Genomic DNA, 18069 nt, shown 5'->3' with positions numbered 1-18069 from the left:
TCCGGTCGATATTTTTGGTCCGATAGCTGGTGTAGAGTGCACCCTGTCGTGGCGAGTCGGCGGCGCTCTGGGGCGAAGATGCCCAGATCGCCTGCTACGACTTCCGCGGCGCGACCGCAGGTCGTCGCACGCTCGACAAGATGCAGGGGGATCCGCCAGATCTGATCATGTCGTGATCGTCGTTGGGCGCCGTCAGACTGTTACAGGTTGTGATGAGATTGTGTCCGTGGTTGGAGAGGGCGGGTGATACCACGATCCGTGGAGATGTTCTGCTGTCGACGGTCCCGGCGTAATCAATATCTACGGTCCTGCGGTCGGCTACGAACAGCAGCGTTGACGTGCGTTGGCGGCGCAAGACAGGACTTCCTGCGACGATTATGTGGTCATCGCCGGGTTGATGGCATCTATCGTGCACTGATCCGGACGCTGAAACAGAGAGGGCGGGTCGGCGAGCGCGCTGATAACATGCTTCCGTCTCCGCCCGTGACGCCTGACTTCTCGGACTACTTGCTCACTCTGAGAGTGTCTTAGAAACTGAGCGTTGTTCTACCGAGCAAGATCGTCCGCGGCTACGCCAGTTATTCGCCTGGCGAGAGGTGTTAGCTCGACGCTCCGTGGTGGTTATCTCCCAGTCGGAGGACTGCAGGTTCCTCGCGCAGGGCGTGGCTGGTCATTCGGTGTGGATTTGCATGGCCCTGTAGTGGGTTCTGCGAGGGTTAACAGTCCGCATCCGTAGGCTTTGGCGTGGTCGCTGGGCAGACCCGGGTCCCCCGATCGGACGGTGGTCGGCGTGATCGTGACACCCTTGGTCCGGGCGCGGCTCCTGACGGCCTCCCGGACCGCGTGGCATCTTCTGCAGTGGCTTTGCCGTTGCCCGTGCTTTTGCCGGACCGGACCCGGACCCGATCTGGCTTGGACTACGCGATCGCGCAATCAGCACATCAGGCCACGTCTGCACGTGACCGCTGCTGGATCGTGTCTCCTCGGCGGGCCGGTGTTACGGAGTGTGGCTAGTATCTCGGCAGGCCAGCGACCAGTTGTGCGACGAGTTCCGCTGCAACTTTGGCGACGTGCGCTCGGAGATAGCCGAGCGAAATACTGTCCGTGCCAGGGGTTGTCGCGTGACTTTCGCCTCCGAAGGCCCACGGCAGTGTCGCGCTGGATGATCCGCCCTGCAAAGTGTTGGGATCGCCTGGTGAAACCGAATGGAGGGGGCCGAGCCTCAGCAAGGGGACCACGTCGTCCGGACAGACGTCTAGTCCGGTCGCGGTGGTGATCAGCTCCGTTGTGATGCGTTGCAGGGATCGGTCATCGACCTTGGCGCTGATTGAGTCGCGACGCAACCGCATAGCGGCAACGACAGTCCGATCTCGGTAAACATCCAAGTATCGGAGGAAATCCGGTGATACACCGAGCCCTGCGGCGCGAATCAGCGGATCGGCCAGAACGGACACGGTTTCAGCCTCCACCCAGTTGCGGATGCTCCAGTCGTCTCCGGATCGACCGCCGAGCGGGCTGAGGGGCGGAAGAGAAGCTTTGAGGGTACTTTCGAGGTCGCCCACGAGGTCACGCAGCCTGGCTGTCGGAAGGTTTCGCACCGGGCCGTGAGGCTGGAGCTGAAGCTCGAGAACCGGTCCACCGAGAGCGTCGGGCGTCCGGTCGAGCCTGGTACCGATGGGCTCGATCGCTACCGGCAGTCCGTGCCACCCGTCTTCCGGCCGGTCTTCGGTGGGCAGTTCGGGCGGCAGGTCCGGGACAGGCCCCAAGGGCGGCAACAGGTAACGCGGGCTTCCGTAGAGCGTGCGCAGGAGGTCTTCCATGCCGTCCTGCGTGAAGTCGGTGATGTAGAAGCGCGTGACGCGCCGCAGATCGGCCGGGATGTCCTGGTCGTCGGCGCCGGGCAGCACCACTAGCTTCACTGTCTTTTGGAAGTGCTGCTGATCCGCGTCGAACCGGCCGTGCAAGAAATCGGCTTCCCTCGCGGCGCCGGCGCCTTCGAGCGGGGAGTTGCTGCCCTCCCAGCGTTCTCGCCAAGCCCGCGAGATTGCGATGATGGTCGTGTCGGCGTGCTCGATGGCCAGGGTCCCGTAGCGGGTCCAGTCGACCTCGTCGTCGTGCTGGTGGAAGAGGTCGACGTCGGCGTCGACACCCGCCTCTCGGAGCGCGGCGGCGAACCTATGGACCGTGCGCAGCCACTCCTCGGTCTGCTCGGCCGTCCAATCGCTCGCCCGATGCGCCCAAGTGACGAATGCGGTGGGCCGTTCCGTTTCAGCCATCGGCTCATCTTACGTTCGTTGGGACAAGCAGCCGCTCGAGGCACGGCCGAGCCGCCGCCCGGCGAGTCCACTCGGAGCTCTTCGGTGTGTACCTCGACGACGCTGGCGGCTTGACGAGGAGTTGCTCGCCGCTCTCTCTGGTCGCCGATAGGAGGATGAGGAGCGTGATGGCCGGCATCGGCGCCCGCTCGCACCTCAGGCTCGAGCCGGCCGTGCTGTCGCCAGGGATTCCGACCACGTGAGCTCAACTGGCCTGCGAACTGGTTCCGTGAAGTCCTGCCGGGTCTTCCCCAGGCGCGCGGTAGCCGTTCCGGGCGTAGCGGACGAGCCAACCTCGCGGCGTCATCACGATCGTCTTCCGGCGCTTATCGGTGTCATCGTTGACCATGGTGAAGACGAGGTTTTCCCGCTCCAAGTTCCTGATGTGCGCGCGCATGGCTGCGGTCGTCTTGAAGCCGAAGGCGGGGAAGTCGCTCGGACTGCAGCTTCCCCCGCGGCCGGCCAGGTTGTCGAACACCTGCCAGGCGGTGTTACCCAGTTCGGTCTGTGCTCGGTGCTTGTCGGCCTGCATCGTGAGCCAGACTTCGAATAACCGCGCGTATTCGACTGCATCCTGCGAGATCGCGCCTTCATCCTTCAGCCAGAGGGAGAAGTCCTCGGCATACTTGAATGCATTTCTTAGGTTCCTGTTTAGGATCTCATAGAGTTGCGTGAAGGTCGTCGAGCCGACGGGTGCCACAGCGTCGATGGGTGAACGGCAGGACGCGATGCGTCGCTCGATTGCGGCTGCGATCGCCGAATCCGAGAGTGGTGCAATATCGATGGGATCCGAGATCCGGCCTTCGAGCCGGGGAGACGACACCGATGTGCGGACGATCCCGCGCGCGCCGCACAGGATCCATCGCAAGCCTCGCCGATTGAAGAGAGGGTCTCTCACTTCTTCGAGGAGCTTACGGGCTTCCTGGGTGGTCTCCAGAAGTTCCAAGTTGTCGATGACGCAGATGAATCCGCCCGCTTGGGTGCTCGGGAACAGCTCCCTGAGCCAGACGTCGATCGTCGACCTGAAGCCTGCCTCGGAGAAACCTTCACTGCCGTTCGACGATCGCCCACGGGTGAATCCCGCGCCGAACCCTGCCAGGGATGCGCTGCCGCCAAGTGACGAAATCAGCGGTGATCTCAGCCATGCCTTGACATCTGCCACGTTGGGTACTTTGGCTGCGTGTTGCTTCAGGCTATCGAACTCGTCGACTATCGTGGATGCGACCTCGAAGTACACCTTCTTGATGAACTCGTCGACTGATTGGGCCGAGGTGGGCTGGAAAAAGTTCTTCAGCGGAATAAACAATTTCGAGGACTGTCCGCTCTCGAACGCGTTTCGAAGTCGATAGCAGGTAACCGAAAGAAGACTGGTCTTGCCGACGCCGTTGTCACCCTCCAGAGTCGGGTGGTTACCGCCTGCGAGGATCCTCGACTCGAGCATTGATATCTCGGCCTCACGGCCGACCAGGATGTGATCACCTTCCCGAGTGGGCGGAACTGGCTCGGTCGCATATGGACTCTGCTGGAAGCCGAATTCTTGCCACATTTGATCACGTTCCCTCGACGGCGGTGTTCTGTGTGTCGAAGAGTCGTAACGAGCGCAGCGTTGTTACAGTAGGTAACGCTAGGGCCTCACTTTGAGTGCATAGTGTTACATTCTGGTGCCGGCGGGCGCTGTTCCTGGTGTGGCCGTGATCGCGTGCGGCACCAAGGTGCTGCTGGAGAATTGATCCGAGATGACGCAAGTGGCGGAGTATGTGGGTCTTCGTGGCCGGGCGTCCGGAGCCGGGCTCTGGGCCGTATGTCAGCTTGCTTGAGTAGGCCCCTATCAATTTGGGCACGCAAACTCTTAGAGGCTAAGGGTTGTTGCGATCGAGCAAGATCGTCCTCGGACACACATTCGTGGCAAGCCTGCCACATCTGACGTATCAGTGCTCGAACGCACTTCAATACGCTGATCAAGCGCCTTCCCAGTTGCCCCGCCCGTCGGTGGGGTGGTCGTCATGACCGGCGTCGTGATCAAGCCGCTGGTCTTCCCAGCTCTTCCTGACGGTGGGCGTCCCACGGGCGCACCGGCTGGTCCGCAAACCGGTCGGCGACCGCTGCCACTGCCTGTTGTCCCGACGCCGCGCACCAGCAGCGTCGTGTATGGGTTGGCGGCCGTGGACTGCCGAGGTCGCGTTGCCGATCACGCGATCATTGCCGCCCTTGGCTGGCTGCCCGGCAGCCGCCTCGATATCCACGAGGCCCACGGACTACTCGTCATTCGCCCTGACGCGCACGGCGTCTTCAGCGTGACCAACCAGGGGCACCTTCGGCTGCCCGCCGCAGTCCGGCACTGCTGTCGCCTGATTCCCGGGGATCGTGTCCTCCTGGCTGCCGATCCCGCGCGTGACGTGCTGATCGTGCATCCGCCGGCTGTACTCGACGACCTACTCGCCGCACGCCACTCGGAATTGCTCGGTGGGCGGACACCGGCGGCCGTGAGCACGTCGACGTCGCGCAGGTCGATGACCACCAAGTGCGGTGGCGGCAGGGCGCCGGTGGCGCCGAGCAGCCGGGCCAGCTTGGCCGCGGCGGTGTCCGTGCCGAGCGCTCCGCTGACCCGCAGGACGAGCTTTCCTCGGCACGATTTCGATCTCGGCTGCCATGGCGCACGTCCCGTCCGGACGGGGCTACCCGATGAGGCGCGGCCGCAACCGCCGGGTCACGACCGGCCCGGTCGTCAGCGAGGTGCCACGTGATCAGGGCCCCGGGATCGCGGGCGGTGGAGGCGGGACAGCGGGACTTCGCGTAGGGCATCGGCGAGGACGGGTAGATCCGGACGCGGCTGTCGGAGACGATGCCGATCCGGCGGCGCTCGGCGCAGGCGCGGCTCACCGCGCCCTCGAGTGCTCGCACGCCTGCCGCCCCGAAGTACCGCTTTGGCTCCGCCTGTCGCGACGGCGGGCGGGAAATGACCTTCAGCTTTGCCGGTCGTCCCATCGCCTGCGTCGATCCCGGTTTCAGGTCGGCTTCGCGGAAGGATCGCCGACCATGGCTGGCAAGGAAGCCGGTGCTAGGACCACTCGTCCGGCGCGTTCGATGTGTTGAGCGCATCAGCGCGCCGACGGTCGACGACGGCGTCCGACCGGTGCGTCTCCGCTTTGCGGTGGTGTTCCGCTCCGGTGGCACCGCCCGAGTGAGCAGCGCGCTCGTGTGCTTCGGCAGAGCGCTGCAACGCGTTCCGCAGGCGCGTGCGCGCGGCTTCTTCGCGCTGCCGGGAAACATCCGAAGCCGGGAAGGCCCGCGACGGCTCGTCGTCTTCGACGCGCCGTTCTCGTCGCGGTGGGCCAGCGCGTGCCGCCGATGCCTGGCGGCCTCGGCGCGCTCGGCGGCACGCCGCCCGGCTTCCGCCGCGGCCGCGCCAGGGTCGTTCGGAACGTCCACCCACCCGTGTTCCACCGCCCGGCTCCCGTGCCGAGCCTCGCTCACGATCCGGCGGCCGCGCGGACCTCCTCCAGCACCCGGCGCAGCGGCTGCCCGGTGGCGGCCGCGGCGGCCTTCACCTCCTCGTACTCCGGCTGCGCGGTCACGACGACTCCGTCGAGGTACCCGCGCTTCACGCTCACCGGGCGCCCGCGGTAGTCCACGGTCACGCTGTCGCGCGGCAGCGACCGCCGCTCGATGGGGGACAGGCGCACGCCCAGGGTCGACGTGTGGGCGAACACCGCCGCGCAGATGCCGTCGACGCGGTCGTCCGCCGCCAGTGCCGTCAGGACCATGCCCGGCCGGCCCTTCGGAGCGGTCACCGGCGTGCACCACGCGTCGGCCGCGCCCGCGGTGCGCAGGGCCGCCAGGACGTCGGGCCACAGCCGGGGATCGAGGTCGTCCACCGTCGTCTCGACGACGGTCATCTTCGCGCGCACCCACGTCCGGTCCGGCTCCGCGGCCGACCCGACGACCACCCGGACGATGTTCGCGTGCCCCGGCGGATCGGCCGTTCCCGCGCCGACGCCGACGCCGACCGGGACGCAGGCCGGCATCGGGCCGTACGCGTCCGCCAGCGTGACGAGCAGCGCGGCCCCCGTCGGTGTGCACAGCTCCCGTGCGGCGGGGTGTGCGGCGACCGGTGCGCCCGCCGCGGTGAGCAGCGAGAGCACCGCCGGTGGCGGCACGGTGAGCCGGCCGTGCGCCGCGGTCACCGTGCCGCCGCCGACGGCGATCGGCGACACCGTCACGGTCGCCTCGAGCAGGCCCAGCGCCTGCAGGCCGAGCGCACAGCCCACGATGTCGACGATCGCGTCGAGCGCGCCGACTTCGTGGAAGTGCACGTGGTCCCGCTCGATGCCGTGCACGGCGGCTTCCGCGTCGGCCAGCGTGTCGAACACCCGGGTGGCGAAGCGTTGCGCGGCACCGGGCAGCGCGGCGGACGCGATCAGGTCGAGGATCTCGGGGAGGTGGCGGGCGTGCCGCGTCTCGGGCGCCTCGACCACGACCTGCCGCGCCCGAAGCCCGTGCCGCCGCACCACCTGTTCGGTCAGCCGGACACCCTCGACGCGGAGCCGGGCCAGGCCGTCGACGATTTCGGCGAAGTCCGCGCCCGCGTCGACCAGCGCGGCCAGCAGCATGTCGCCGGCGCAGCCGTTCCCGGCGTCGATCCACGCGACGGTCACGACGCCACCGACTGCCGCGCGACGCGGGCGGCGGCGACGCCCGCGCCGAAGCCGTTGTCGATGTTGACCGTCACCACCCCGGGGGCGCAGCTGTTCAGCATGGTCAGGAACGCGGTCAGGCCGTCGAGGTGCCAGCCGTAGCCGACGCTCGTGGGCACGGCGATCAGCGGCGTGCCGCACAGTCCACCGAGGACGGTGGGCAGCGCCGCCTCCATCCCGGCGATCGCCACCACGGCGTCGGCGCCGGCGATCCGGTCGCGTTCGGCCAGCAGGCGGTGCAGCCCGGCCACGCCGACGTCGACGACGAGATCCGGCTCCGCGCCGAACACGGCCACCGTCGTGGCGCATTCGCGGGCGACGGGCAGGTCCGACGTTCCCGCGCAGACCACGGCCACCCGGCCGCGCGGTGCCGGTACGGGCCCGAGCGTCACCGTCCGGCCGGCGTCGTCGACGCCGGCTTCCGGCAGGCGTTCCCGGCACAGCGCCCGCGCTTGCTCCCCGACCCGCGTGGCGAGCACCGCGCGGCCGGGATGGGCCTCGTGCAGCCGCGCCAGCGCGGCCGTGATCTGCTCCGGCGTCTTTCCCGCGCCGAACACCACTTCCGGATCGCCCGTGCGGGCGGCCCGGTCGAGATCCAATCGCGCGAAGCCCAGATCGGCGGTCGCCGCCGTAACCCCAGTCGTTACCACCTTCGAGACGTTAGCGTTCCGGCGCGCCGTATGTAAACTGTTTCGCGGGTGCCGTACGAATCCGGGAATGGAGTCGACCTGTGGTGATCGGCTCGTCACGCGCAAGGCACATCGAGTGGGGGAAAAAGTGCTGTTATTCGGCCGCAGAATGATCATCGCGAACGCGCGACCAGCGGAGAAAGAGTAATGGGCGCCGGAATCGAAGATCGGCTGCTGGGCCGGGTCCGCGAGCTCGGGAGCGTCGCGGTCGCGTTCTCCGGCGGCGTCGACTCGGCGCTCGTGCTGGCCGCGGCCGCGCGGGCCCTGCCGGCCGGCCGTGCACTCGCGGTGATCGCCGACTCACCCAGCCTCGCACGGGCGGAACTCGGCGCCGCGCGGGGGATCGCGGCCGGTCTCGGCGTCGAACTGGCCGAGGTCGCGACCGCCGAGCTGGCCGTGCCCGGGTACCGGGACAACGCCGGCGACCGCTGCTACTTCTGCAAGCAGGCGGTGCTCGGCGCGGTCGGCGACCTCGCGCTCCGGCGCGGGTTCGCGCACGTCGCGACCGGGACGCACGCCGACGACCACCGCGCCCTGCACCGCCCTGGCCTGCGCGCGGCCCGTGAACTGCGCGTCGTCGAGCCGCTGGCCGAAGCTGGGCTGGGCAAGGGCGACGTTCGTGCGCTGGCGGCCGAGTGGTCGCTGGCCGTCGCCGACAAGCCGTCGACGCCGTGCCTGGCGTCACGTATCTCCGTGGGGGTCCCCGTCTCTTTAGGAAGGTTGGGACTGGTGGAACGCGCCGAGATCGCGGTGGGCGCGCGGCTGGCCGAAGCGGGGATCCGCCCTCGTGACCTGCGCGTCCGCTTGCTCGGTGCCGGGTTTCGGGTGGAGGTGGATGGTCCTGCGCACGCGGCCGTCGAAGCGCGGCCGGGGCTCGCGGCCGCGGTCGTCGGCGAGCTCGGTGGTCTGGGCCTGAGCGGCCCGGGTGTGGTCGCGGCCTATCGTGCGCCCGCACTCGCGCCGCCGCCATAGGCGCTATTCGACCGCGCGTTCGGAGTAGTCATTTGTGCCGACACCGAACGCCAAGGAAAAGTCGTCCGACCGAATCCGCCGCTATAGTGTTGGATCCGTTCATCGACCCATGGTTGTGATTCGGATGCGGTCCGTGTCGATCATTCGACGGGATACCGTGCCGAAAACGCCGTGTCGATTATTACGTCTCGCCGAATGCTTTCTTCGGCTAAGTTTTCCGGTTCGGCGTGCGCTGCCGCGTACGGTGGCCGCACGCGTACGGTGGGGGAGGATCGGATGTACTTCGAGTTGCTCGGCACCCTGCGGGTCCAGCGCGACGGCGAGCGGGTGGACCTCGGCGGCCCGCGCCAGCAGCGGCTCCTGGTGATGCTGCTGCTCAGTGCGAACAAGGTGGTCGGCGCCGACCGCTTGCTGGAGGCCATGTGGGACGGTGAGCCGCCGGTGACGGCGCGAAGGCAGCTGCACAACGCCGTCGCGGCGCTGAGACGCAGCTTCGGGACCGCCAAGCACCTCGTCGTCAAGGACGGTCCCGGCTACCGCATCACCGTCGACCCGCACGGCGTCGACGCGCACCGGTTCACCGCGATGGTCGCGTCGGCGTCCGCGGCGGCGGCCGCCGGGCGCGCCGCCGCGGCCGTCGAGCTCTTGGAGGCGGCGCTCGCGCTCTGGAACGGGCCCGCGCTGTCCGGACTGGACAATCCCGTGTTCGAGATCGCCGCCGCGCGGTTCGAGGAGAACCGGCTGACCGCGACCGAACGGCTCGCCGCGCTGCGCCTGGACGGCGGGGAGGCGTCGGCGCTCGTGCCGCAGCTGGGCGAGCTCGTCTCGCGGCACCCGCTGCGGGAAGAGTCCCGCAAGCTGCTGATGCTGGCCCTGCACCGGTGCGGGCGCACGGCCGACGCGCTCAACGCCTACGAACAGGGCCGCCGGATGCTGCGCGACGAGCTGGGCGTCGACCCGGGCGCGAGCATCCGCGAGCTGTACGAGCGGATCCTGCGCGACGACCTGCCGAAGCGGCGGCCCGAGCCCGCCCCGGGCCGGTCGTTCCTGCCGTACGACACCGCGCACTTCACCGGCCGCGCCGAGGAGCTGCGGTCCCTGTCGGTGCACCGGTCGGCGGGAACCGCGCTGAGCATTCTGGCCATCGACGGCATGCCCGGCGTCGGCAAGACGACACTGGCCGTCCGGCTCGCCCACCAGCTGGCGCACCGGTTCCCGGACGGACACCTCTACCTCGACCTGCACGGGCACACGGCCGGCCGGGAGCCGCTCGAACCGGACGCGGCGCTGGAGCGGCTGCTGCTGGACTTCGGGCTCGCGCCGGACCGGATCCCCGGCGGCTGCGGCCAGCGCGCGGCGCGCTGGCGCGCGGAACTCGCCGAGCGGCGGGTCCTCGTGGTGCTGGACAACGCCCTCGACGCCCGGCAGGTCCGGCCGCTGCTGCCCGGCACGGGAAAGGCGCAGGTGATCGTCACCAGCCGCCGCCGGCTGGCCGGCCTCGACGGGGTGACAGCCCGTTCGCTGGACGTGTTCGGTCCGCCCGACGCGGCGGCGCTGTTCACCCGGATCGCCGGCGTGGACCGCACGGCGGGCCGGGCGAACGCGGTCGCGGAGGTGGTGGCGCTCTGCGGGTACCTGCCCCTGGCGGTCGCGATCGCGGCGTGCCGGTTCCACAATCGGCCGGCGTGGTCCCTCGACGACCTGGTGTTCCGGCTGCGCGACCGCGTCACGCGCCTGGCCGAGCTGAGCCTGGAGGACCGCAGCGTGGCGTCGCGGCTCGAGGTGTCCTACGGGAGGCTGCCGGCCGGGCAGCGCCGGCTGTTCCGGGTCCTGGGCACGACCACGCGCCCGGGCGAGGAGTTCGACGCCGCCGATGCGGCGCGGCTGGTGGGCCGGCCGGTGCCGGAGGCGGAGCGGTCGCTGGAGGCGCTGTTCGACGCCCACCTGCTGCGCCAGCGGGCGGCGGGGCGCTACCACTTCCACGACCTGGTCCAAGAACACGCGCGGACGACGGTGGAGGAACCGGAGCTGGGCGACGGGCTGCTGACCACGTTCGGCCGGACCACGCTGGCCGCGGTCGGCGACCTGGAGTGCAGCATCGGCTGAACCGCTTGGGCCACAACGATCCGTCCGTAGCCGACCGGCTCCGGACGGTTTTCCTTTTGCCCGCCGGTGACCGGGTGAACGCGCTGTGCGACTCCGATATCCGTTGTCTCGCAACGTCGTCTTCGCTGATGCAGCACTGATGCGTCGCCGATGGACGGACCCGGCAGCCTCGGTGGCGGAGTCGAAAGCCCGCGGTCCCGCAGCAGAAAGTGATGCCATGGAGTTCACGCACAAGACCGTCCTGAGCCCGGAACTGCGGGCACAGGTCCTCGTCGACCCCAGCATCGGCGGCGGGAACCTGCTGCCCGCCATGCTCGAGCTCAACCCCTGCCCGGACGAGCCCTTCATCCATTCGCTCACGCCGATCCCTTACACCGACGGGGAAACGAAGCACTGGTTCAGTCTCCGCGACCTCGACCACCTCGTGCAGAGCTGGTCGGTCTGGTACCTCGAACGGGGGGTGCGGCCGCACGACCGGGTCGCCGTCTTCCCGCCCGACTCCATCCAGTACTTCCTGCACCTTTCGGCGCTCGCGCAGATCGGCGCGATCTCCATGCTCATCAACAGCAACGCGAAGCGTGACAGTGCCGCCGCTCTGATCGAGCGCAGCGGCGCCACCGGCCTCTACACCGACGCCGAGCGGCTCGCCCGGATCGCCCCGGACCTCGACCGGCTGAACCTGAAGTGGGTCCACACCGACCAGTCCGGGCCGCCGTCGGCCGTGCTGCCGGACGCGGACCGCTTCCGGCACCACCCGGACGACCCCGTGGGCCTCATGCACTCCTCCGGTACCACCGGCCTTCCGAAGCCCGTCATCCACACCCACAAGACCATTTTGGACGGTCCGAAGTGGCGTGCGGTGAACTACAAGGAAGAGCCGGACGCGCTCATCCTGAACGCGCTTCCGCAGTCGCACCAGGGTTGTGTGTCCTTCAACGCCTACGCCGTGCTGGGCGGGCAGCCGATGGTCGTCCACCGGGACGTCTCCGGCGCCGAGCTGGCCGAAGCCGTCGAGACGCACCAGCCAACCATGGTGATGGCCTTCGGCCACGCCTACCCGGAGCTCGCGGCGATCGAGACGCCGAAGGGCGCGCTCGACTCGGTGAACATCTGGGTGTCCATGGCGGACGCCATCCACGAGCGGCACCTGAAGAACATCCTCGGGCGGCGGTCGCCGGAGCTGCCGCCGGCCGCGTTCCTGGACCGGCTCGGCACCACCGAGCTGGGCTGGGGCGTGCTCATGCAGCCGCGAACCCTCGCCACCGAGCGCAACGACCGCTGCGTCGGCAAGTCGGTCGGGTTCGCCGACGTCGCGATCGTGCGGGAGAACGGGACGCTCGCCGAGCCGTACGAGTACGGCTTCCTCGGCGCGAAGCCGCCGTCGATGACCGTGGGCTACTGGGGCAACCAGGACACCTACTACCGCAGCAAGCTCGCCGGCTACTGGCTGACCGGCGACGTCGCCTACCGCGACGAAGAGGGCAACTTCTACCAGGTCGACCGCGCGGTCGACGTCGTGCACACGGCCGCCGGGCCCGGTTACTCGGTGCTGATGGAGGAGCTCATCCTCAACGAGGTCGCCGGCATCGAGGACTGCACCGTCGTGGCGGGCGGCCACGACGGGGAACAGGTGGCCGTGGCCGTCGTGACGGGCCGGGACGTGGACGCGGAGAAGGTGCTGTTCGCGGCCAACGAAGCCCTGCGGGCCAACGGGAAACCCGAACTGTCCGTCGTCGAGGTCGCCACCGGCGGCGACGACTTCCCGCTCGGGGTCACCGGCAAGTCGCTCAAGCGCTTCCTGCGCGACAAGTACAAGGACCTCGCCGTCCACGTCCGGGACCGCCGGGGCAAAAACCTCGCGACGAGCGACGCGCTCGCGTGACCACTGGAGAAGAGACGATCGCCGTGATCCAGCAAGACCAACTGCTCGTGTTCGACGAGACCGTGACCCGCGCCCGGGTCGACGGCTGGCTGCGGTACCTGGAGTCCGCCGGCACGCCGACGCAGGTGTACCGCCTCGGCGCGAGCCACGTCCTCCCGGTGTCCGGAGTGGACAACCCCGAGCTGCTCGCCGCGGCGGCGGACCTGCCGTCGCCGACCCGGCGCGTGCCGCGGGGCGGCGAGGCGTGGCTGGGCCGCCGGGAGCTGCGCCCGGCCGGGACCGAGGTCACCCTCGGGCCGACGACGATCGGGGACGGCTCGGTGGCGGTGATCGCCGGACCGTGTGCGGTCGAGACGCCGGAGCAGATGCTGGCCACGGCGGAAATCGTCGCGGAGCACGGCGCCGTCGCGTTGCGGGGCGGGGTCTTCAAGCCGCGGACGTCACCGCATTCGTTCCAGGGCCTCGGGTTCGGCGGGCTCGAGCTGCTCGTGGAGGCGCGGAAGCAGACCGGCTTGCCGTTCGTCACCGAGGTCGTCGACGCGGAACACGTCAAGCGGCTGGCCGAGGTGGTGGACGGCTTCCAGATCGGCGCGCGGAACATGCAGAACTTCGCGCTGCTGAGCGCGGTGGGCCAGAGCGGCCTGCCGGTGGTGCTCAAGCGCGGGTTCGGCTGCACCGTCGAGGAGACGCTCGCCGCCGGGGAGTACCTGCTGCTCGAAGGCAACGACCAGGTGGTGCTGTGCGAGCGCGGCATCCGCACGTTCGAGCCGTCGTCGCGGTTCACGCTCGACCTGACGGCGGTGGCGCTGTGGAAGCAGCGCACCCACCTGCCGGTCATCGTGGACCCGAGCCACTCGGGCGGACGGCCGGAGCTGGTGGAGCCGCTGTCGCTCGCCGCGGTCGCGGCCGGGGCGGACGCGTTGCTGATCGACGTCCACGTCCGGCCGGAAGAGGCCCTGTGCGACGCGAAGCAGGCACTGCGGCCGGAGCAGTTCGCCGGGTTGACGACCCGGCTCGCCGGCGTCGCGGCCGGGCTCGGCCGGAGCCTGCAGAGACGCTGACCAAGTCACCAGTACGGGAGTGGGAGACAGTGTTCGGGGAGACGTCGGAGATCGCGGTGGTCGGGCTCGGCCCGCGCGGGTTGTCGGTCGCGGAGCGGTTGAGCGCCAACGCCGGCGCGCTCGTGCCACCCGGCCACCGGCTCGTGGTGCACCTCGTCGACCCGCGGCTGGCCGACGGCGGCCAGGTGTGGCGCAGCACGCAGGACCGCCTGCTGCTGATGAACACCGTCGCCGGCCAGGTGACCATGTTCGTCGACGAGACGGTCGACTGCGCGGGCCCGGTCGTGCGCGGTCCCAGCCTGTACGAGTGGGCGCGGTCGATCGCGCTGCTCGGCAGCCCGGACGTGCCGGACGCCGTCCGGGCCGAAGCCGAGGCGCTCGGCCCGGACGACTACCCGTCACGGGCGTTCTACGGCAACTACCTGCGCTGGACGCGGCGGCGGATCGCGCGCACCGCGCCGCCCGCGTTGCGGTTCGTGGCCCACCAGGCGCGGGCGGTCGACGTCCGGGACGGCCGCGCCGGCCGCCAGGACGTCGTGCTGGACGACGGCACGATCCTCGCCGGTCTGGCCGCCGTCGTGCTCGCGCTGGGGCACCAGCCGCACGAGCTCACCCCGGCCGAAGCGGAGCTGAGCCGGTACGCCGGACGCCACGGCCTGCGCTACTTCGGGCCGGGCAACCCGGCCGACGAGCCGACGGACGACGTGCCCGCGGGGGAGCCGGTGCTCCTGCGCGGGATGGGCCTGAACTTCTTCGACCACCTGGCCCTGCTCACGCTCGGACGCGGCGGCCGGTTCACCCGCGAGCCGGGCGGCGCGCTGGCGTACGTGCCCTCCGGTCGGGAACCGCGGCTGGTCGCCGGGTCGCGGCGCGGTGTCCCGTACCAGGCGCGCGCCCGCAACGAGAAGGGCGCGTCGGGCCGGCACGAACCGCGGTTCCTCACACCCGCGGTGATCGGGCGGCTGGCCGGCGGCGCCGATTTCCGCCGTGATGTCTGGCCGCTGATCGACCAGGAGGTGCGCACGGTCTTCTACGCGGCCGTGGCGCGGGAGCAGGGATGTGCTTGTGACGCCGAGGAGTTCACCGAGGCGTTCGCGGCGGCCGGGCCCGCAGAGGTGTCCGCGGATCCCCTGGTGGTGCGGGAAACCGAGGCCCAGCGGATCGTGCTGGCCAAGTTCGGCATCGAGCGGACCTGGGACTGGAGGGGGGTCGCGGCGCCGTACTCGGCCGCCGACGTCGCCTCAACGGCAGCGTTTCGCACCTGGCTTCGGTCCTATGTGGACGCCGAACTGGCCGAGGCGCGCACGGGCAACGTGACCGGCCCCCTCAAGGCGGCGACGGACGTCCTGCGCGATCTGCGCAACGAGATCCGCATGGTCGTCGACCACGGCGGGATCTCCGGCGCCTCCTACCGCGACGACCTGCGGCGCTGGTACATGCCGCTCAACGCGTACCTGTCGATCGGGCCGCCGGCCGAACGCGTCGAGCAGTTCGGCGCGCTGCTGGACGCGGGCGTGCTCGAAGTGCTCGGCCCGGACCTGCGGATCGCAGGCACCGGCGGCCGGTTCGCCGCGTGGTCCGCCGCGTGCCCCGACGTCGTCATCCACGCGAAGACGCTGATCGAGGCGCGCCTGCCGGACACCGACCTGCGGCACACGACGGACCCGCTGCTGCGGACGTTGCTCGCCCGCGGGGAGTGCCGCCCGTACCGCATCGGCGAGTTCGAGACGGGCGGGCTGGCGGTCACGCGGCGGCCGTACCACGTCGTGGACGCGGGAGGCCGGCCCCACCCGCGGCGGTTCGCGTTCGGGGTACCGACCGAGGCGGTGCACTGGGTGACCGCGGCGGGCATCCGGCCGGGCGTCAACTCGGTGATCCTCGGCGACTCGGATGCCATCGCGCGGTCGTGCCTGGGGATCGCGCTGGAACACGACGACCTGGGGAGGACTGCATGAGCGAGCTGCTCGCTCCCGCGTGGGCCGCGACCGGTGCCGGCGCGCTCGTCGACGACCACGCGCTGCTGACCGCGATGCTCGACGTCGAGGTCGCCCTCGCCGAAGCCCAAGCCGAGCTGGGCGTGCTCCCCGAGGAGGCGGCGAAGGCCATCCGAGCGGTGACCGTGGCCGACCTCGACCCGGACGCGATCGCCGCCGGCGTGCGCGAGACGGCGAACCCCGTGGTCGCCTTCGTCGCCGGGCTCACCGCCGCGGTCGATCCGGCCGCCGCCGAGTACGTCCACCGCGGCAGCACCAGCCAGGACATCCTGGACACCGCCCTGATGCTGCTCTGCGCCAGCACCTTCGAGCGCGTCGAAGGCGATCTGCTGGCGACCGCCGCGAGCCTGGCGGACCAGGTCCGGACGCACCGGGACACGCCGATGGCCGGGCGCACCCTGACCCAGCACGCCGTGCCGGTCACCTTCGGGCTCAAGGCGGCGACCTGGCTGCACGGCGTCCTCGACGCCGTCGAGCGGGTGCGCCGGGCGCGCGCGGCCCTGCCGGTGTCGATCGGCGGCGCGGCGGGGACCCTCGCCGCGTACGAACAGTACGGACCCGGTGCGCTCGCCCTGCCCGACCGGGTGGCGGAGAAGCTCGGCCTGGCCCCGCAGGCCCTGCCCTGGCACGGGATCCGGACGCCGATCGCCGACGTCGCGTCGGCGCTGCTCGGCACCACGGGCGCGCTCGGCAAGATCGCCGCGGACGTCCTCGTGCTGTCGCGCACCGAAATCGGCGAGGTCACCGAAGAGCGGGCGCCGGGCCGCGGGGCGTCCTCGGCCATGCCGCAGAAGCACAACCCGGTGTTCGCGACGCTCGTCGCGACCGCGGCCCGGCAGCTGCCGCCGCTCGCCGTCGTCCTCTTCCAGTCGATGACGGCCGAGGACGAACGGTCCTCGGGCGGCTGGCACGCCGAGTGGCAGCCGTTGCGGGACGCCCTGCGCGGCACGGCCGGCGCCGCCGCGAACGCCGTCCGCATGGCCGAGACGCTGCAGGTGCACCCCGAGGTGATGGCGGCGAACCTGCGGCTCACCCGCGGCGCGATCGTCTCCGAACGCGTCAACGCTTTCCTGGCCCCGAAGCTCGGCAAGGCCGCGGCCAAGCGCCTGCTGGCCGAGGCGGCCGCCGAAGCCGAGCGCACCGGGGCGGACCTGGCCGGCGTGCTCGGCGCGGACGTGCCCCCGGGCCTGCTGGACCCGGCGAGCTACACCGGCCTCGCCGGCCCCCTGGCCGACCGGGCCCTGGCCCGCTTCGAACGCGAGGAGTTCTGATGACCACCCTGGAGTTCGCGCCCGAGCGCGTCGAGCCGATGCTCGCCGAGCAGCGCGAAGAACTGCTCCGCACGCCCGGGTTCGGCTCGCTCTACTCCGACCACATGGTGACCGCGCGGTGGACCGCCGGCCGCGGCTGGCACGACGCCCGGACCGGGCCGCTGGCCGCGTTCACCCTGCACCCGGCCACCATGGCGCTCCACTACGGACAGACCGTCTTCGAAGGGCTGAAGGCGTTCTGGCGCCCGGCCGGGCAGCGCGTGCTCTTCCGGCCCCGCGACCACGCCGCCCGGTTCGCGCGCTCGGCCCGCCGGATGGCCATGCCCGAGCTGGCGGAGGCCGACTTCGTCGCAGGCGTCGAGGCGCTGCTGCGGGTCGACGGTGCCTGGGTGCCGAGCGCCCGCGGCCACAGCTTCTACCTGCGGCCGTTCCTGATCGCCGCCGAGACGCACCTGTCCAACCGGCCCGCCGAGGAGTACCTGTTCGCCGTCATCGGCAGCCCCGCCCGGCCCGCCGCGGCCGAGCCGGCGCCGATCCGGCTCTGGGCGTCCCCCGAGTACGTCCGCGCGGCCGACGGCGGGACGGGCACGATCAAGTGCGGCGGCAACTACGGCGGGTCGTACATCGCGCAGCGCGAGGCCGCGGCGCACGGGTGTGACCAGGTCGTCTGGCTGGACGCGCGCGAGCGCCGGTACGTCGAAGAGGTCGGCGGCTCGAACCTGTTCTTCGTGGAGGGCGACCGGCTCGTCACCCCGCCGTTGAGCGGAACGCTGCTGGCCGGCATCACCCGGGACTCGATCCTGCGGCTGGCCGGGCGGCTCGGCCTGACCGTCGCGGAGGAACCGGTCACCCTCGACGGCTGGGAGCGCGGCTGCCGCGAGGGGCGCATCACCGAGACGTTCGCGTGCGGCACCGCGCGGGCCGTCGCGCCGGTCGGGCACGCCGTCACCCCCGAGCGCGAGTGGGCGATCGGCGACGGCACCACGGGCCCGGTCACCCGCCGCCTGCTGAACGCGCTGCTGGACGTCCAGTACGGCCAGGCACCCGACGAGTTCGGCTGGCTGCACGCCGTCACCCCGGAGTGA

General features: G+C 70.6%; 13 protein-coding genes. 8 read left to right on the top strand and 5 right to left on the bottom strand.

The window, feature by feature from the left end; genetic code table 11:
- Positions 1 to 1010 precede the first annotated feature (1010 nt).
- Positions 1011 to 2276 carry an SEFIR domain-containing protein gene (locus ACFPLC_RS41895; RefSeq protein WP_378200177.1) on the bottom strand — a complete coding sequence of 422 codons (1266 nt, stop codon included), beginning with the start codon at positions 2274 to 2276 and terminating at the stop codon, positions 1011 to 1013.
- A gap of 244 nt (positions 2277 to 2520) precedes the next feature.
- Positions 2521 to 3861 carry a hypothetical protein gene (locus ACFPLC_RS41890; RefSeq protein WP_378200174.1) on the bottom strand — a complete coding sequence of 447 codons (1341 nt, stop codon included), beginning with the start codon at positions 3859 to 3861 and terminating at the stop codon, positions 2521 to 2523.
- Between the two features lie 457 nt (positions 3862 to 4318).
- Here ACFPLC_RS41890 and ACFPLC_RS41885 point away from each other — a divergent pair, with 457 nt between their 5' ends.
- Positions 4319 to 5059 (top strand): hypothetical protein, encoded by a 741-nt coding sequence (locus ACFPLC_RS41885; protein WP_378200172.1) that lies wholly within the window; start codon positions 4319 to 4321, stop codon positions 5057 to 5059.
- Between the two features lie 314 nt (positions 5060 to 5373).
- Here ACFPLC_RS41885 and ACFPLC_RS41880 read toward each other — a convergent pair whose 3' ends face one another.
- From ACFPLC_RS41880 to larB, 3 genes are read right to left on the bottom strand one after another with little or no spacing between them, the layout of a single operon-like run.
- Positions 5374 to 5748: a hypothetical protein gene (locus tag ACFPLC_RS41880; RefSeq protein WP_378236138.1), complete on the bottom strand. Its 375-nt coding sequence runs from the start codon at positions 5746 to 5748 to the stop codon at positions 5374 to 5376.
- Between the two features lie 37 nt (positions 5749 to 5785).
- Positions 5786 to 6970 (bottom strand): nickel pincer cofactor biosynthesis protein LarC, encoded by a 1185-nt coding sequence (gene larC / locus ACFPLC_RS41875; protein ID WP_206790287.1) that lies wholly within the window; start codon positions 6968 to 6970, stop codon positions 5786 to 5788.
- Positions 6967 to 7659 carry a nickel pincer cofactor biosynthesis protein LarB gene (gene larB / locus ACFPLC_RS41870; RefSeq protein WP_206790285.1) on the bottom strand — a complete coding sequence of 231 codons (693 nt, stop codon included), beginning with the start codon at positions 7657 to 7659 and terminating at the stop codon, positions 6967 to 6969. The genes larC and larB overlap by 4 nt, the downstream gene beginning before the upstream one ends.
- 186 nt (positions 7660 to 7845) lie before the next feature.
- Here larB and larE point away from each other — a divergent pair, with 186 nt between their 5' ends.
- The 7 genes from larE (at position 7846) to ACFPLC_RS41835 (ending at position 18069) form a co-directional block, all read left to right on the top strand.
- The gene (larE, locus tag ACFPLC_RS41865; protein ID WP_378200167.1) at positions 7846 to 8670 is read left to right on the top strand and encodes an ATP-dependent sacrificial sulfur transferase LarE; all 825 of its coding nucleotides are present in this window, start codon (positions 7846 to 7848) and stop codon (positions 8668 to 8670) included.
- Positions 8671 to 8946: 276 nt separating this feature from the next.
- Positions 8947 to 10776: an AfsR/SARP family transcriptional regulator gene (locus ACFPLC_RS41860; protein WP_378236137.1), complete on the top strand. Its 1830-nt coding sequence runs from the start codon at positions 8947 to 8949 to the stop codon at positions 10774 to 10776.
- A 217-nt stretch (positions 10777 to 10993) separates the two neighbouring features.
- On the top strand, positions 10994 to 12658 hold the full coding sequence (locus ACFPLC_RS41855; protein ID WP_378200162.1) for a class I adenylate-forming enzyme family protein: 1665 nt from the start codon (positions 10994 to 10996) through the stop codon (positions 12656 to 12658).
- Positions 12655 to 13719 carry a 3-deoxy-7-phosphoheptulonate synthase gene (aroF, locus tag ACFPLC_RS41850; protein ID WP_378200159.1) on the top strand — a complete coding sequence of 355 codons (1065 nt, stop codon included), beginning with the start codon at positions 12655 to 12657 and terminating at the stop codon, positions 13717 to 13719. The genes ACFPLC_RS41855 and aroF overlap by 4 nt, the downstream gene beginning before the upstream one ends.
- Positions 13617 to 15674, top strand: coding sequence for an FAD/NAD(P)-binding protein (locus ACFPLC_RS41845; RefSeq protein ID WP_378236135.1), 2058 nt, complete (start codon positions 13617 to 13619; stop codon positions 15672 to 15674). Before aroF ends, ACFPLC_RS41845 begins: the two co-directional genes overlap by 103 nt.
- A complete protein-coding gene (locus tag ACFPLC_RS41840; protein ID WP_378200153.1) occupies positions 15671 to 16984 on the top strand; it encodes a class-II fumarase/aspartase family protein in 1314 nt (437 codons plus the stop codon). Before ACFPLC_RS41845 ends, ACFPLC_RS41840 begins: the two co-directional genes overlap by 4 nt.
- Positions 16984 to 18069 carry a branched-chain amino acid aminotransferase gene (locus ACFPLC_RS41835; RefSeq protein WP_378200150.1) on the top strand — a complete coding sequence of 362 codons (1086 nt, stop codon included), beginning with the start codon at positions 16984 to 16986 and terminating at the stop codon, positions 18067 to 18069. The genes ACFPLC_RS41840 and ACFPLC_RS41835 overlap by 1 nt, the downstream gene beginning before the upstream one ends.

This window comes from Amycolatopsis plumensis (assembly GCF_042652605.1).
Taxonomy (GTDB): Bacteria; Actinomycetota; Actinomycetes; order Mycobacteriales; family Pseudonocardiaceae; genus Amycolatopsis; species Amycolatopsis plumensis.
This window is presented reverse-complemented; position numbering and strand designations above follow the sequence as displayed.